Below are 14,943 nucleotides of genomic sequence, written 5' to 3' on the forward strand. Positions count from 1 at the left end.
TTTTTTTTGTTCTTGGGAATGCTTGTCTTTGAATCAGCCATAAGAAAAGGCTATAAAAGCGATTAGATTTCTAAATTTATTATTGACTTAATCCCAGTTTGGATGCTACATTATCAATACCTAGTAAATTAATAGGAATTATGTTTTTACTTGTTATGCTACACCTACGGCACGAGCCGATGGTCTGGAGGTAAAGTCACAGTGAATGCTATGTTTCGTGGGAAAGGGTGGAGCTTCGGCTTTCGAAGCGCCATATTGCTTTATTTTGTCATCCTAATCGTTCTACCAATCGTCGGCATTTACACGCAATCGTTTTCGCTTGGATGGACCCCTTTCTGGGAAAGCATTTCTGATCCATTAGCTTGGAAAGCTGTGCTGCTTACGGTAAAATTGGCGGTCGTCGCAACGGTTCTTAACATGTTTCTTGGTACGATGATCGGCTGGGTGCTTATTCGTTATCGCTTTCCCGGACGGCGCTTGCTCAACAGTCTCGTTGACTTGCCATTCGCACTGCCTACGGCGGTCGGCGGCCTTATGATTTTGCTGCTGCTTGGACCTAATAGTCTAGTAGGAGGCTTGGCTGAGAAGATCGGGATCGAGATCGTATTCCATGAGCCAGCGATTATTGTAGCGATGCTGTTCGTTACGTTTCCTTTCGTCATTCGGGCTATTCAGCCGCTGCTGGAGGAAATGGACAAATCAGAGGAGGAAGCGGCTTATACGCTGGGTGCTACGCGCACAAAGACGTTTTTTAGCGTTATTTTGCCAACGATGCTTCCAGGAATATTAAGCGGCGCCATGCTGGCCTTCTCGCGCGGAATTGCCGAGTTTGGCGCAGTCGTGCTCGTAGCCGGCAATATCCCGGGCAAAACGTTGATCGCATCGGTTTATATTTTCGGAGAAATTGAAAGCAGTAATCCGCAGGGAGCGGCCGCCGTATCGGTGCTGCTGCTCACGCTATCGTTCCTCATCCTTTGGACTGTTAACCTCATTCAAGGCAGGAGGAGCGGACAATGATGAGAAGATTATGGATTACGCTAACTTATATCGTTTTTGGTTTATTGCTTATCGCGCCGTTGGTCAAGATTTTTACAGGCTCATGGGCTGATGGCTGGAGCGGCTTCGTAGAAGGGATTACGAGACCTCAGTCGCTGCATGCGCTAATGATGACAGGAATTATTGTCGTAGTTGTAACCGCTTTGAATACGGTGTTTGGCATTATGCTCGCGATGTATCTCGTGCGCGCCGAATGGATCGGACGGCGGGTGAAGCGGCTGCTCAATAGCTTGGTCGACTTGCCATTCGCGGTGTCGCCGGTAATAGGCGGTTTGATGATCGTCCTTATACTCGGCCCGAATACGATTATCGGCACCATGTTCGAGGACGCGGGCTTTAAAATCGTATACGCGCTGCCTGGGATGATTCTCGCGACCTTGTTCGTGACGTTTCCGCTCATGGTGCGCGAGGTGATGCCCGTGCTACAGGAGATCGGAGCGCAGCAGGAGGAAGCGGCGTCTACGCTTGGCGCATACTCCTGGTACACGTTCTGGAAGGTAACGTGGCCTTCGATCCGTTGGGGCGTCATCTACGGCGTAGTGTTGACGGTAGCGCGGTCGCTTGGTGAATTCGGGGCGGTGCTCGTTGTATCAGGCAATATTATGAATAAGACGCAAACGGCGACAACGCTCGTATATCAGGATGTCGAAAATTTTAACGTAGTTGCCGCCAATGGCGTTGCACTGGTTCTAGCGGCATTTTCCGTCGGACTGCTGCTGCTCATGGAATGGGCGAAAAAACGAAAGGAAGTGCATTAAGCCATGCATATTGAAGTACGGAACTTAAACAAGAGCTTTGGCGATTTTCATGCAGTGAAGGATGTCAGCTTTGAAATCGAAAAAGGCCATTTGATCGGCTTGCTCGGACCGAGCGGCGGCGGTAAAACGTCCATACTTCGTATGCTGGCGGGACTTGAGTCTCCTTCCTCGGGCGATATCATTTTCCACGGAAAACGGGTCAACGACCTGCCGCCTCAAGAGCGCGGAATCGGCTTCGTGTTCCAAAACTACGCGTTGTTCAAGCATATGACCGTATATGACAACATCGCTTTTGGCCTCAAGGTGAAGAAGCAGTCGAAGGAGCAGATTCGCGAGCGCGTCATGTACTTGGTGGAGCTGACCGGCCTGAAAGGGTTCGAGCATCGTTATGCGCATCAGCTATCCGGCGGCCAACGCCAGCGCGTTGCCTTCGCAAGGGCACTGGCGCCAGAGCCGCAGCTGCTTCTGCTGGATGAGCCGTTTGCTGCGATCGACGCGAAGATTCGCACGGAGCTTCGGACATGGCTGAAGGAAATGATCGAGCGTGTCGGCATTACATCCATCTTCGTAACGCATGACCAAGAGGAAGCGATCGAAGTAGCCGATGAGATTATGATTATAAGCAAGGGCAAGCTAGAGCAAAAGGGCAGCCCGTGGGATATTTATAAAAATCCGGAAACGCCTTTTGTCGCGAGCTTTATCGGCGAATCCACGATTGTGGACAATATCGCGCAGCTCAAAGGTTTTGAGGATGCGGCAAGCCGTCCCGGCACCAAAGCACTTATTCGTCCGGAATATATCGAAATCGGCAAGCCCGGAGAAATCAAGCTTGCTTCCGCTACGCTCTCTGGCAAGGTGAAGCATTTGCATTTCCGCGGCAGCGAGTGGATGGTTGAGCTGCTCGTCGGAGATACGAAGCTGATCACATACCGTTCGCTGGAGAAGGAAGTACTGCATCCTGGCGATCAAGTCAGCGTGCTTGTGCACCGTGCCTATTTGTTCAATGATAACGACAGCTGGATTGCGGAAAATAAATTGAAGGTTGATCCGATGCCTATTCATATTTAACCAATAAGCGATGTAGAAAGAGTTGTATGCGAACATGAAAATCAATCGAGCAACAAGTCAGCGCATGTTCGTGCTGCTCCTTGCTGCGGTTATGCTGCTCGTTGCAGCAGGCTGCGGCAAGGAAGAGCAGACGAGCGATCATGCGGCTGGGTCTACCGTACAAGACGGCGATGTAACACTTGTAATCGGTGCATATTCCGTAGTGAAGGACGCTTTCGCGGACATTTTGCCTGCATTCCAAGCCTATTGGCTGAAGGAGACCGGGCAGAAGGTAGCTTTTCAGGAATCCTATGAGGCTTCAGGCACGCAAGCACGCGCGATAGCCGGCGGCTTCGAGGCGGATGTCGCGATTCTCGCGATGGAAGGCGATCTGGACAAGATTGCTGATGCCGGCTTCATCACGCATGACTGGAAGGCTCAGAGCAATGGCGGAATGATTACGAACTCCATTGTCGTATTGGGAACAAGAGCCGGCAACCCGCTAGGGATCAAGGACTGGAATGATTTGACGAACGAGGGCGTTAAGGTGCTGTATCCGAATCCGAAAACCTCCGGCGGTGCGCAGTGGGACATCAACGCTATTTATGGCGCTGGACTGAAGCAGTCCGAGGAGAAGAACGGCAAGAAGGATGCGGATTATGCGAAAAGCTTTCTAAAAGCGGTTCACGCTAACGTAGAATCGCTCGACAAGAGCGGACGCGCATCAATGGCGGCCTTCGAATACGGCGTTGGCGATGTGATCGTAACCTACGAGAACGAGCTGCTCGCTCGGATAAAGAAGGGCGTCGAATATGACATTGTCGTTCCGAAAAGCACGATTCTTATCGAGAATCCGGCAGCGGTAGTCGATAAGAATACAGATAAGCATGGCACCCGCAAGGTAGCCGAAGCTTTTATCGCCTATCTGCATAGCGAGGAAGCGCAGCGTCTATTCGTAGACAACGGCTTCCGCGCGGTCGATGAGAAGGTAGCCACTGACACGAAGGATCGTTATACCGTGCCGGATGAGCTGTTTGATATTTCGTACTTGGGCGGCTGGTCTGAGGTCAGGAAAAACCTTTATTCGAAGAAGGGCGTCTGGTATCAGGTTTTGGCAGATATCTAATTGCACGGCATAGGCTATTGAAACGAAACGAAGCGAGATCCTCTGATCCACGCAGCTCGAAAATCGAGTGCGTTTGAATCAGAGGTTTTTTTATGCGTAGAATAAGAAATGTGAGGTTGATTTTCACCGGATCAATAGAAATAATGTATGTTGTTATTTAAATCTTGTATAATGGTTATGCTCCATGCTATTTTTTTTAATGTTAATTAACTTTCGAATGACGAAGGAGAGCTGCAAAACTTATGTCTAAACAAAACGATTTCATTTCGGGATGGTTAAACCACCGAAGCGTGCTGCTTGCATTGCTGGATACGGTTCGTGATGAGCATCTTCAGTACAAGCCTTGGGAAAAAGCGATGTCGTTGTCTGGCCTAGTTCTCCATATGAACGGTGCGATGGGGATGTTCGCGAATACGGTGAAAAACGGGGAATTTACGCCTCCTTCAGCACCAAAGCCATTTGAGACGATTGAAGAGCTGAGAGCCATTATACAGGCTGATACAGAGGCTACAAAAGCCGTGCTGGTGGGTCTCTCCGATGAGCAATTAGAGAGCGTTGTTGATTTTAAAGGCATGAAAATGGCTGGGATTGCTTTGCTTGAAAATGCCAAAGATCATGAGATTCACCATAAAGGCCAATTGTTCACTTATCTTCGTTTGCTCGGAATTGAAGAGCTGCCGTTTTTCGTAAGCCGCTCTTAGGCTGTAGATCAATTATAGAATTGGAATGAAGCGATGATGGAAAAAATAAATAAAATCAAGCTTGACGCGGCATTTCAAGCTTTTCTCGCGCAAGAGGTCTTCATGCATAGTGAAGCGACCTCCTTCGTTTTTGTCCGGAATTTTAAGGTTAACCTGACGGATGCGTTATCTGCTGGAGATGGTCCATACCGGGTCGCACTCCACTTTGACGGCATTGGCTGGCTGCGAATGGAAGGGCTTACCCATTTTGAAGCGACGGAGGATGGGAAGCTTCTGCTTGCCGGTTTTGACGATAGAGGCAGGATGAACGTAGCTCTGCATTTAGGAAAGGAGCCGTTTCCGGAATGAGTAAAGAAGCTGTGAAGGCAAAGCGTAAGCTGCTAGCCGTGTTTGCACACCCGGATGATGAATCGTTTATTTGCGGCGGAACGCTGGCAAAGTATGCGAGCATGGACGTTGAAATTACGCTCGTAAGTGCGACGCGTGGCGAGATGGGGCGCCGGATGGGCAACCCGCCTTATGTGAACAGAGAAACTATGCCGGACATTCGGGAGCAAGAGCTTCGGAAGGCATGTGAAGCACTCGGCATAAAACGGCTGATCTTCTTTGATATTCGAGATAAAATGGTCGAATTTTTTGATTCGGAGCAGTTAATTGAAAAAATAGCCGTTCTCATGGAAGAGATACAGCCTGATGTCGTTCTTACTTTTCATGAAATATTTGGCGGGCACCCCGACCATTGCGCGATCGGGAAAGCAACGGACGAAGCTTTCCATCGGACGCGCCAGCAGGGTTCTCTCTATTTCATCAGCTTTGGCGATACGATGGAGAGCCCCGAGCGGTATGGCTATACGAAGAAAGAAGTCGTCAAAATCGATGTTCGCCATCATTTGGAAGCCAAGCTTGCTGCTTTCCGTGCGCATCGCTGTCAAACGGAAATGGACGAGTGGGTGTGGAAAACCGATCGTGAAGCTTTGGCTAGGCTTGGAGCCCATGAATATTTTTTAGCGGGCAGCCGATTTAATAAGCCGGTTGTGCATCATGATTTGTTTCAACCGCCACGCACGCTTTAAAACATCAGCGCTGTTCGTTCAAAGCAGCCGCTGCGAGTGTATTCAGCACCGTATTGTCCATCGGCGGGTTGTGAAGGCCCGCCCTTACATCGCGGTAATACCGCTCCAGCGGCAAGGTTTTGGATAAGCTCGCTCCCCCCACGATCCGCATCGCAATATCCACCACTTTGATCGCGTTATTCACGGCTACGTATTTGGCTAACCCAAGCTCAGGCCTCAAAGAGGGCCGGTTCTCGGTTTCTTGATCCCAGCGGCCGGCTGCCTCGTACAGCAGGCTGCGGGCAGTGCGGAGCTCAACCTCCATTTGCCCAATGGACTGCTGCACGATGGGTAGCTCAGCGATTGGACCTTGAAGATGGTTGGGACGGTAAGTCTGGGCAAAATTAACGGCAAAATCACGTGCGGCTAGTGCAATGCCTATATAGCAAGCAGGAATATGGAGCATCCAGCCGCCGCCGTCATCTATTCCTTTGCCGGTGATCCGGGAGTCATCAGAGGCGAAGACGTTGTCCAATACGACATCATGGCTGCCGGTACCTCGCATGCCAATTGTATCCCAGGTTTCAATGATGCTTACCCGCTCGTTTTTGTATACTAGAAAATCAGCGGTCGTCTCTTCTTCAGGAAGATAAGCTGTTACAACAAAACGATCGAGAATCGGAGATAACGTACTGAACGTTTTGCGCCCTGTTATCAGCCAGCCTCCGTCTACGCGAGTGGCAGTGGTCTCGGGCTTGCCGCCGCGACTTGGACTTCCGGAGGTCGCTTCGCTGGCGAAGGTATTGATCATAGCGCCATCGGCAACGATCGCTTGGCACAGCTCGCCAAACAAGCGGTCCGGCCATTTGCGAGTCGTTCGAAGATGCAGCACTTGTCCGATATGCCAGCCGACAGCCAGTGCAGTCGAGCCGTCTCCGTAAGCCAATCGTTCCTGCAGCGTAACTAATTCATGCAAAGATACCTCATCGCCACCAAATTCACTCGGCACCGTAACCTTTAAGTAGCCGGCTTCATGGAGGTCAGCAAAGTTTTCATGCGGAAAGGACCCTTCCCGGTCGTGCGCAGCCGCTCTTTCGGCAAAACGCGCAGCAAGCGCCTCTACCTTATCGGCACGTTCTCTCTCCTGCTCGCTTCGTATATATTGATCGATTATCCGCCCCAATGATTATGCACTCCTTCGATAAAAACGTAATTCCCTTATCCGATTTTACCATAACCTTGAATGCGGAATCATTTAAAATGTCCGCTCAGCTGATCTTCATTCCGCCAAACATAGAGCTAGAATCTAGATTTCTTCCTAGAAAACCTACCTCATTTTCGGAAATTAGGCTTTTCGAAAAAAACAAAAATAGGACGGACAGTGAATCGCACACTGCTTCGTCCTATTTTTTGATAACAAGCTGATCCTTCACTCTCGATTTACGGTTAAAACATCGGGAATACGTATCGTACCAAGAAGTACAATGCTCCAAAGAAAATGATGATGTAGGCGGCATATTTGATGAACGTAGAAGCAACCAAGCTTGAGTCTGATTTTTTCTCTACATGGCGTTCTTCGATTTCTAAGTTTCGTTGTCCGGTTGACATTTGAACCACTCCTTAGTGTGATTTGGTTAATCTCCAATACCCTGAAAAATGAATGATGAAACACTATGATCCATGCATGGGAGCAAGTTTCGAGCTCTTTCGATTATTGCTCGGGAAATAGTCGAACTTATGTCAGGCCGTTATCTTTGCATGATTAACCCTTACGGGGATAGGGTAAAAGATAGTCAGATGATCGAGCAAATGAGGTGGAATTACAACTAGCGAGGAGGAGATGGGATTATGGTGAAATTAGCAATCGTCTATTACAGTGCAACAGGTACAAATTATAAAATGGCAAAGGCTGCCGAGGAGGCTGCCACAAATCAGGACGTGGAGGTTCGGCTGCTGCGGGTTGCAGAGCTGGCTCCGGAAAAAGTGATTGCTTCCAATACGGCATGGAATGATCATGTTGAAGCAACAAAGGATGTTAAAGTTGCGACAACAGATGATTTGGAATGGGCGGATGCCATCTTATTCGGTGCTCCGACACGGTATGGCAATGCAGCATCGCCACTTCGGCAGTTCATAGATACAACGGGAAAATCGTGGGCAGAAGGGAAGCTGGCGAATAAGGCTGTATCTGCCTTCACTTCTGCTCAAAATGCTCATGGAGGCCAGGAAGCGACGATTCTCTCCCTGTATACGACCTTTTACCATTGGGGAGCGATCGTAGTCGCGCCAGGATACACCGATCCCATTTTGTTCAAGGCTGGCGGCAATCCTTACGGCGCAAGCGCAACCGTTGGTGAGAATGGAGATTTTGACCCCATTGTACTTGATGCGGTTAAGGTTCAAACCAAACGATTGTTAGATATTGCGGCACGTTTGACGTAGTAGAAACTTAGAGTCATTGAGAGAGCTCCGCAGCAATGCGGGGCTTTTTTTATATGTAAAAGGCGGAGTTGGACCGTTGATGTTATTCATGCTGTATAATACTGGTAGAGATAATTGCTCAGCGGAAACAGTAGAATATATTACTTTTATGATAGGTGCATGAGTAAGAGGGGAGGAGCGCTCAAATGAAAATGTACGCTAATAAAAGAATTCAAACAGCATTTACTCTTCTATATCCAGTAATCATCTTATGGTTATTAAGCATAGGGCATTCATTGAATTCATGGCTCATTCCGGCTATTGTTACCCTCTTATTTTGTTTCCTTTGGGGTAATTTGCGCTACTTATTCTTCTCAAACATGTTAATGTGGTTCATAGCGGTACCGGCATGGTGGATTATCGAGAGTGGGAAGGAAGGACAGGGAGCCGCTATCTTTTCGGCGTCCTTGCCTTTTATTGTTTTGGCATTTGTGGTCATTGTTTTATTGCCGGAAATATTAATTGTTGCGATTAGAAATAAAATTGTAAAAAAATTTCGGTAGCGGTTCAGAGGAGCCGCTGTGCCAATTAACGGCAGGCTTTACGCCATTAAGAAAGGACGGATACATAGCGATGAGTGTAGAGCAAATGGTTACGGAGAGGCTGCTTTTAGTGCCTTTTACATATGAGGTTGCTTCATCCCTATTGGAAGGCCGTTATGATGTCGTGCTTCATAAAGGCTTCTTTTTAGGAGAAGGATGGCATAATCGTACGTTTATCGGCGATACGGGGTTTAAAGGCAGGCCAAACGCTGACGGGGAAGTAGATATAGGTTATGCGATCATGGAGAAGGAGCGCAAACAGGGCTACGGCGTTGAAGCGGCAAAAGGGCTGGCGAAATGGGCTTTGTCTGAGCCGGATGTGAGCCGGATGTAAAAGCTATTACAGCCAAGTGCTTGTTAAACAATATAGATTCTGCAAAGGTTTTAGTGAAAATGGGCTTCAAAGAGATAGGGAGAGACGATGAGCATATAAGCTGGTCCATAGTGAAATGATTCATTCATATACCATAACCCAATATTTTTCTTCGGGACTGCCTTCTTCAACGACTTTTTTCCAACCATGTTTCTCATAAAATTGCATCGCGATTTGATTTTGAGAAACACATTTTAGCGTCATTGGTTTATTCATTTTTGCAATGGCGGCTTGAAGCAGCTTACTGCCAGCGCCCTTACGTGCAAACTGGGGATGAACGAATAAATGGTGAATAAAATTTTCAGGCAAGTACAAAGAAGCAAAGCCGAGCATGTGACCATCTTCTTCTGCTAAAATAATATACTCTTCAATAGTCTGCCTATCAAAGTCTTCTAAAGCCATTTCTTTATTATTCGCCCATACAAAGCTCTTGCGGCGTGATTCAAGAAAGATGTGCCTTAATGCAGGATAGTCGGTTTCAGTTGCTGCTCTAATTTTCAAATTTCTACACTCTCTTTCTCAAGCTGAAGCTTATCATCTTCTATTTTAATTGACATGGATTAAGAATGCCAATGAAATAATTTGCTTACTAAAGTTGAGAAACCATAAAAAAATGAGTAAACTATAGGTAGTGAAGGGGGAGAGTTGAAATGACCGATTTGGCAACTAAGATGGAGATAGGAATCAGTACGTTTTTGGAGACTACGCCGGACCCGGTAACGGGCGAGGTCATCAGCCATGCTGAACGGCTGCGGCATGCGGTGGAAGAGATCGTACTTGCCGATCAGGCAGGCTTGGATGTTTATGGCATTGGGGAGCATCATCGAGCGGATTATGCAGGCACCTCGCCTGCTGTTGTGCTGGCAGCTGCGGCTGCCATGACGAAGCGGATTCGGCTTACGAGCGCCGTCACCGTGCTGTCTTCAGATGATCCGGTTCGCGTATATCAGGCTTTCTCTACGCTTGACGGCATCTCTAACGGACGAGCTGAAATTATGGCGGGCAGGGGTTCGTTTATTGAATCCTTTCCGCTCTTCGGATATAGCCTAGATGATTATGAAGAGTTATTTGACGAAAAGCTGGAGCTGCTCCTTGCGATTAGAGCATCGGAGAAAGTAACTTGGCGAGGCGGACACCGTCCGGCAATCGATAACCTTGCGGTTTATCCAAGGTCCGTTCAAAGCCCGCTGCCGGTCTGGATCGCAAGCGGCGGGAATGCGCAGTCCGCAGTACGGGCAGGTATGCTGGGACTTCCTATCGCGTTCGCGATTATTGGCGGAATGCCTGAGAGCTTCGCTCCGTTAGTTGATCTCTATAAGGAAGCTGCAGTACGTGCCGGACATGATCCTAGCAAGCTGGAAATCGCGACGCATTCGCACGGATTTGTTGGCGAAACAACGGAACGGGCTGCCGATCTATTTTTCCCGCCAACGCAGGCCCAGATGAATGTCATCGGGCGCGAGCGCGGCTGGAGACAGCATTATGACCGTGCTGCTTTTGATTCCGCTCGCAGCCTTCGGGGCGCTCTATATGTCGGAGATCCTGAATATGTCGCGGAAAAAATTTTATTGCTGCGCAAAAACTTAGGCATAACGCGGTTCTTCCTGCATGTGAATGTCGGCACGATGCCGCATCGTGAGGTGCTCCGCGCAATTGAGCTGCTCGGTACCAAGGTAGCGCCAATCGTACGTAAGGAGCTTGCCCGAAATTCTCAATAGTTGAATAAGAAAAGTGCAGCCGCATGCGGGCTGCGCTTTTTTATGGTTACTTTCGATGATAATATAGAAAGATGAATATTATTTTGAAACAAGCGGTTAGATATTAGACTTCAATGGCATCTCACATAGATGAAAGTAAAAACACCAACATTGATAGGGAGCGATGAAGCAATCATGATCATTGAAACAAAAATCATTGAAAAACCTGCCTTTACCGTCGTTGGCGTTACGGAAACGATCCATTTTGATTCGTCTTTGCCTGCATCGGAGAATAAGATTGCCAAGCTGTGGGGCGAATTCGGCAAGCGCATTCCAGAAGTTCAAGGCCAGCTCGGCTGGCGCAGCTTTGGGCTTATGCTGCAAAATCCGGACAACCCGCCCGGAGCGCCTTTTGAATACACAGCGGCTGTGCAAATCCATCAAGACGGCGAGGTCCCGGAAGGCATGCTGCGTATCGAAGTACCCGCTGCACGTTATATCGTGCTGACTCTTCGTGGTCCGCTTGACGGCATAAGCGATGGCTTCAAACATTTCTGGGGAGAATGGCTGCCAAGCAGCTCCTTTGAATACGACGGAGGCACCCATACCGGCAAATATGAATTTGAGTTTTATGACCAGCGTTACACGGAGCCAAATGATCCGAATTCCGAGATTGATTTGTATTTCCCCATTCGCGCAAAAGCTTAAAAAGATCTGTTGAGTTGAAGGGAGCCTCCTATCATGCAAGAGACGATTACGATTGAAGTCGTTCATATTGCGACATTTAAGGCGCTGGCGGTGCGGACAGGCATGACGCCAGACAAAAGCGGAACGCGTGTGGCGTGGAGCAAGCTGACGGAGCAGCTTCCGCTTGATGACGCAAGGCTGCTTGCGGGGCCGCATGCCTATGTGTTCATTCCGCAGGAGCAGTGGGGCAAGGAAGTGGATACGCTATGGGTCGGGCTAGCGGTTAGCGAGTTTGGCGATGTGCCAGATGGGTTGGAGACGCTTGAGTCAAGCGGTGGCCTATGCGCGAGCGCACGCGTATATGGAGATGAAAATCATATGTGGAGCGTATATGAAGCGATGTTCGGATGGCTGGAGCAGTCTCAGGATTACGAGCTGGATGCCAGCGCTCTCGGTATGGAGACCGTTCCGCTGGAGCCCATCAACGCGCTGACGATCCCATATGGAGATATCGAGACATTCAATTTCACGATGCTATATCCGGTACGCAAGAAAGCGGGAGGCTGACGCCAGCAGCTTGCAGCGATAAGTCATTCATTTTCATGCTCAGTACAAGGCTGTCGGTTCTACTGACAGCCTTGCTTGCGTTGGTATAGGTCTAGCTGAAGCATCCATTTTCCGAAAGTGGAGGTTCTATTTATTGGTGTCCTGAATATAGTAGTTAACGAAGCCCTATTTTTGCATGTCTGCCATAATGATTGCAAAACAATAGAATAGGGCAGCAGGAGGCAGATGAGTTGAACGAGGCATGGACGCAAATGCAGATGAACGAAGAGAAAAGCTATAGCAGCAGGGACGTATTGTATGAGATTGAGCAAACGATCGAGGAACTGGAAATTTATTTGGAGACGAATCCGGATGATGAGATCGCGCAGGTGCAGTATCAGCAGTTTTTAAACAAACGGGAGGATTTTACGCTTTTTTTGTCGGAAGCCGAAGAGGGACTTTATCATTCCGAAATGCAGGCATAACCATATAGCGTGGATGTTTACGATTCACCAAATAGGTCTAAAAGATGCTGGGGAGCAGGCGACTGTTTCCTGGCATTTTTTTGCGCATCTAAGCAGTTAATGAGTCCAACGTACTAAAAAAGGAGTCCACTTACGAATGTTGTAGGCAGCAAGAAGCAAGAGCATGGGGGAGAATGAATGAAGAACAAGCAGGCTTTCCGTATCAAAAAGATAAAGATTAAACAAGTGCTGCTCATCATGGCAGCTTTGCTCGTTGTCGCCATTGTTGGGAGCTGGGCGGCTTTTCGGTATTTTGTCAGCGTGCAGGATATTGGACAGCTTGAGGTGCCGCTGCCGGCGGCTACGATTTTGTATGATCAGAATGGAGCGGAGGCTAGCCGGATTTCCTTCAATAAAATAGACGAAATCGGGTACTCGGATATTCCCAAATCGATGGTGGATGCCGTTGTTGCCGTAGAAGACAGGCGATATTTTGAACACGAGGGCATGGACCTGCGGGCGATCGGGCGTGCTTTTTGGACGAATATGGCGTCAGGCGGTACGGTGCAAGGCGGCAGTACGATTACGCAGCAGCTCGCCAAAAACGTCTTTTTGTCGCAAGAGCGGACCTGGTCACGGAAGTGGAACGAGGTGCTTCTCGCCAAGAAAATCGAGGAGAATTACAGCAAAGAGGAAATTATAGCGATGTACCTGAACCAGATTTATTATGGGGAAGGCGCTTGGGGAATCGATCGGGCGGCGAATACGTATTTCGGGAAGGAGCCGGGGCAGCTTACAGTAGCGGAAACTGCTCTGCTTGCCGGTCTTATAAAGGCGCCCTCCGCCCTAACGCCGTATAAGCATAAGGATAAGGCGCTTGAGCGAAGGAATGTCGTTCTTCAGCTCATGAAGGAGCAAGGGTTGATTAGCGAGGATAGTTACAGCAAATCGGTTCAAGAGCCTATCCAATTATTAAGCTCGAAGCCTAACCGCGTAGATGACATCAGCTTTCCTTATTACGTCGATCAGATCATTCGCGAGGCGATGGCGAAATATGGATTGTCGGAAAATGAAGTGCTGCAAGGCGGGCTGCGAATCTATACGGAATTGGATACAAAAATGCAGCAGTCGGCGGAGAAGGTATATGCGAATGAGACGCTGTTTCCAGCCAGTGCGGCAGACCAGCTGATTCAAAGCGGCACGGTTCTCGTTGATCCGCGCAATGGCGGCATTCGGGCGCTGGTAGGCGGAAGAGGGGAGCAGCCGTTTCGCGGCTTCAACCGGGCTACGCAGCTAAAGCGCCAGCCGGGCTCAACGATCAAGCCAGTAGCGGTTTACACGCCTGCGCTAGAGCTTGGCTATAAGCCAAGCGACGAGCTGGTCGATGAGCCGATTAACATTAACGGCTACGAGCCTAAGAACGCAGACGGCTCCTTCCATGGGAAAGTATCGCTTTATGAAGCGTTGATCCATTCGTATAATATACCGGCTGTGAAGCTGCTGAACGAGATCGGAATTGCCAAGGGCACCGATGCCGCAGCGCGCTTCGGCATTCCATTAACGGAGCAGGACCGTACGCTGGGGCTTGCGCTTGGCGGCCTGCATGACGGCGTATCGCCGCTGCAAATGGCCGAAGCCTTCGGCGTATTCGCAAATGACGGCATTCGCCAGCATGCGCATGCCATTACGCGCATCGAATCGGCAGGCGGCGAAGTGCTGGCTTCATTCGAGCAAAGCACGGGCAGCGAGAAGGTAACGGACTCTGCCGTTGCACGAACGATGACAGCAATGCTGGAAGGCGTTATTAAGGAAGGGACGGGAGTTGCGGCGGAGCTCCAAAACCGACCGCTTGCGGGCAAGTCAGGCACGACTCAAATGCTCGGTACGACGGGTTATGGGGCCAAGGATAACTGGTTTGTCGGATACACGCCCCAGCTAGTAGGCGCGGTATGGCTGGGCTACGATCAGAGCGATAGCAGCCATTATTTATCGACAAGCTCGAAGGCTGCGGCTGTTGTATTCCAAGCGGTTTTCGCAGCGGCATTAAAGGATGAACCGGTCATTCCGTTCCCTAAGGCTCCCGATATTCTGCCTAAAAAGAAGGATAAGGACAAAGACAAGGAAGATAAATCGAAATCGGAATGGAATAAAGATGGTGATCGAAAAACAGAAAAGGAAGACAAGAAGGAACGGAAAAAACGGGAAAAGGAGCGGAAGGAAAGGGAAAAGGATCGAAAGAAGGATAAAGACAAAGATAGAGAGAATAGGCGTGACAACAGGGACAACAATAGAAATGGCAACGATTAAAAACCGATCCTGTTTTTAAAAAAGGGGAACAAGGGGGTTAAGCTTCAAATGGCTAAGATGAGCCATTCGGAGCTTAACCTCTCTTGTTATAACCCTCCGCGCAGCA

At 49.1% G+C, this 14,943-nt stretch carries 18 protein-coding genes; 15 read left to right on the top strand and 3 right to left on the bottom strand.

Annotation, left to right across the window (positions count from 1 at the left end; genetic code table 11):
- The first annotated feature begins 210 nt into the window (after positions 1-210).
- The 7 genes from cysT (at position 211) to ADU23_RS14985 (ending at position 5,761) form a co-directional block, all read left to right on the top strand.
- Positions 211-1,017, top strand: a complete 807-nt coding sequence (cysT, locus tag ADU23_RS14955) for a sulfate ABC transporter permease subunit CysT (RefSeq protein WP_053377643.1) — start codon at positions 211-213, stop codon at positions 1,015-1,017.
- Complete coding sequence (locus ADU23_RS14960) at positions 1,017-1,814, top strand: sulfate ABC transporter permease (protein WP_053377644.1); 798 nt, start codon at positions 1,017-1,019, stop codon at positions 1,812-1,814. Before cysT ends, ADU23_RS14960 begins: the two co-directional genes overlap by 1 nt.
- Before the next feature lie 3 nt (positions 1,815-1,817).
- Entirely contained in the window at positions 1,818-2,882 is a 1,065-nt protein-coding gene (locus ADU23_RS14965) for a sulfate/molybdate ABC transporter ATP-binding protein (protein ID WP_053374455.1), read from the top strand.
- Between the two features lie 34 nt (positions 2,883-2,916).
- Complete coding sequence (locus ADU23_RS14970) at positions 2,917-3,987, top strand: sulfate ABC transporter substrate-binding protein (protein WP_053374456.1); 1,071 nt, start codon at positions 2,917-2,919, stop codon at positions 3,985-3,987.
- A gap of 242 nt (positions 3,988-4,229) precedes the next feature.
- Positions 4,230-4,688, top strand: coding sequence for a DinB family protein (locus tag ADU23_RS14975; protein ID WP_053374457.1), 459 nt, complete (start codon positions 4,230-4,232; stop codon positions 4,686-4,688).
- 36 nt (positions 4,689-4,724) lie between these two features.
- Positions 4,725-5,036: a DUF1806 family protein gene (locus ADU23_RS14980; RefSeq protein ID WP_053374458.1), complete on the top strand. Its 312-nt coding sequence runs from the start codon at positions 4,725-4,727 to the stop codon at positions 5,034-5,036.
- Complete coding sequence (locus ADU23_RS14985; protein ID WP_053374459.1) at positions 5,033-5,761, top strand: PIG-L family deacetylase; 729 nt, start codon at positions 5,033-5,035, stop codon at positions 5,759-5,761. The genes ADU23_RS14980 and ADU23_RS14985 overlap by 4 nt, the downstream gene beginning before the upstream one ends.
- Positions 5,762-5,765: 4 nt before the next feature.
- On the opposite strand, the gene ADU23_RS14990 is transcribed toward ADU23_RS14985, so the two are convergent.
- Complete coding sequence (locus ADU23_RS14990; protein WP_053374460.1) at positions 5,766-6,923, bottom strand: acyl-CoA dehydrogenase family protein; 1,158 nt, start codon at positions 6,921-6,923, stop codon at positions 5,766-5,768.
- A 263-nt stretch (positions 6,924-7,186) separates the two neighbouring features.
- On the bottom strand, positions 7,187-7,348 hold the full coding sequence (locus tag ADU23_RS33210) for a hypothetical protein (protein WP_176707698.1): 162 nt from the start codon (positions 7,346-7,348) through the stop codon (positions 7,187-7,189).
- A gap of 240 nt (positions 7,349-7,588) precedes the next feature.
- Between ADU23_RS33210 and wrbA the strand changes: the two genes are divergently transcribed.
- From wrbA to ADU23_RS15005, 3 genes are all read left to right on the top strand, one after another.
- Positions 7,589-8,182: an NAD(P)H:quinone oxidoreductase gene (gene wrbA / locus ADU23_RS14995; RefSeq protein ID WP_053374461.1), complete on the top strand. Its 594-nt coding sequence runs from the start codon at positions 7,589-7,591 to the stop codon at positions 8,180-8,182.
- Between the two features lie 185 nt (positions 8,183-8,367).
- On the top strand, positions 8,368-8,724 hold the full coding sequence (locus tag ADU23_RS15000; RefSeq protein WP_053374462.1) for a hypothetical protein: 357 nt from the start codon (positions 8,368-8,370) through the stop codon (positions 8,722-8,724).
- Positions 8,725-8,794: 70 nt separating this feature from the next.
- The gene (locus ADU23_RS15005) at positions 8,795-9,097 is read left to right on the top strand and encodes a GNAT family N-acetyltransferase (RefSeq protein ID WP_231637398.1); all 303 of its coding nucleotides are present in this window, start codon (positions 8,795-8,797) and stop codon (positions 9,095-9,097) included.
- 120 nt (positions 9,098-9,217) lie between these two features.
- Here the strand turns inward: ADU23_RS15005 and ADU23_RS15010 are convergent, their stop codons facing one another.
- On the bottom strand, positions 9,218-9,637 hold the full coding sequence (locus ADU23_RS15010; RefSeq protein WP_053374464.1) for a GNAT family N-acetyltransferase: 420 nt from the start codon (positions 9,635-9,637) through the stop codon (positions 9,218-9,220).
- 149 nt (positions 9,638-9,786) lie between these two features.
- On the opposite strand from ADU23_RS15010, the gene ADU23_RS15015 reads away from it, so the two are divergent.
- From ADU23_RS15015 to ADU23_RS15035, 5 genes are all read left to right on the top strand, one after another.
- Positions 9,787-10,854: an LLM class flavin-dependent oxidoreductase gene (locus ADU23_RS15015; protein ID WP_231637400.1), complete on the top strand. Its 1,068-nt coding sequence runs from the start codon at positions 9,787-9,789 to the stop codon at positions 10,852-10,854.
- Between the two features lie 174 nt (positions 10,855-11,028).
- Positions 11,029-11,541, top strand: a complete 513-nt coding sequence (locus ADU23_RS15020) for a GyrI-like domain-containing protein (RefSeq protein WP_053374465.1) — start codon at positions 11,029-11,031, stop codon at positions 11,539-11,541.
- A gap of 33 nt (positions 11,542-11,574) precedes the next feature.
- Positions 11,575-12,087 carry a GyrI-like domain-containing protein gene (locus tag ADU23_RS15025; RefSeq protein WP_053374466.1) on the top strand — a complete coding sequence of 171 codons (513 nt, stop codon included), beginning with the start codon at positions 11,575-11,577 and terminating at the stop codon, positions 12,085-12,087.
- Positions 12,088-12,317: 230 nt separating this feature from the next.
- The gene (locus ADU23_RS15030) at positions 12,318-12,551 is read left to right on the top strand and encodes a hypothetical protein (RefSeq protein ID WP_053374467.1); all 234 of its coding nucleotides are present in this window, start codon (positions 12,318-12,320) and stop codon (positions 12,549-12,551) included.
- Positions 12,552-12,728: 177 nt separating this feature from the next.
- Complete coding sequence (locus ADU23_RS15035) at positions 12,729-14,837, top strand: transglycosylase domain-containing protein (RefSeq protein ID WP_053374468.1); 2,109 nt, start codon at positions 12,729-12,731, stop codon at positions 14,835-14,837.
- The last annotated feature ends 106 nt before the right edge of the window (positions 14,838-14,943 follow it).

Source organism: Paenibacillus sp. FJAT-27812 (genome assembly GCF_001273905.1).
Lineage (GTDB): Bacteria > Bacillota > Bacilli > Paenibacillales > Paenibacillaceae > Pristimantibacillus.

Excerpts from the sequence above, each read along its gene's own strand:
- cysT (WP_053377643.1), top strand. The coding sequence starts at position 211 with ATGTTTCGTGGGAAAGGGTGGAGCTTCGGCTTTCGAAGCGCCATATTG.
- ADU23_RS14960 (WP_053377644.1), top strand. The coding sequence starts at position 1,017 with ATGAGAAGATTATGGATTACGCTAACTTATATCGTTTTTGGTTTATTG.
- ADU23_RS14965 (WP_053374455.1), top strand. The coding sequence starts at position 1,818 with ATGCATATTGAAGTACGGAACTTAAACAAGAGCTTTGGCGATTTTCAT.
- ADU23_RS14970 (WP_053374456.1), top strand. The coding sequence starts at position 2,917 with ATGAAAATCAATCGAGCAACAAGTCAGCGCATGTTCGTGCTGCTCCTT.
- ADU23_RS14975 (WP_053374457.1), top strand. The coding sequence starts at position 4,230 with ATGTCTAAACAAAACGATTTCATTTCGGGATGGTTAAACCACCGAAGC.
- ADU23_RS14980 (WP_053374458.1), top strand. The coding sequence starts at position 4,725 with ATGGAAAAAATAAATAAAATCAAGCTTGACGCGGCATTTCAAGCTTTT.
- ADU23_RS14985 (WP_053374459.1), top strand. The coding sequence starts at position 5,033 with ATGAGTAAAGAAGCTGTGAAGGCAAAGCGTAAGCTGCTAGCCGTGTTT.
- ADU23_RS33210 (WP_176707698.1), bottom strand. The coding sequence starts at position 7,348 with ATGTCAACCGGACAACGAAACTTAGAAATCGAAGAACGCCATGTAGAG.
- wrbA (WP_053374461.1), top strand. The coding sequence starts at position 7,589 with ATGGTGAAATTAGCAATCGTCTATTACAGTGCAACAGGTACAAATTAT.
- ADU23_RS15000 (WP_053374462.1), top strand. The coding sequence starts at position 8,368 with ATGAAAATGTACGCTAATAAAAGAATTCAAACAGCATTTACTCTTCTA.
- ADU23_RS15005 (WP_231637398.1), top strand. The coding sequence starts at position 8,795 with ATGAGTGTAGAGCAAATGGTTACGGAGAGGCTGCTTTTAGTGCCTTTT.
- ADU23_RS15015 (WP_231637400.1), top strand. The coding sequence starts at position 9,787 with ATGACCGATTTGGCAACTAAGATGGAGATAGGAATCAGTACGTTTTTG.
- ADU23_RS15020 (WP_053374465.1), top strand. The coding sequence starts at position 11,029 with ATGATCATTGAAACAAAAATCATTGAAAAACCTGCCTTTACCGTCGTT.
- ADU23_RS15025 (WP_053374466.1), top strand. The coding sequence starts at position 11,575 with ATGCAAGAGACGATTACGATTGAAGTCGTTCATATTGCGACATTTAAG.
- ADU23_RS15035 (WP_053374468.1), top strand. The coding sequence starts at position 12,729 with ATGAAGAACAAGCAGGCTTTCCGTATCAAAAAGATAAAGATTAAACAA.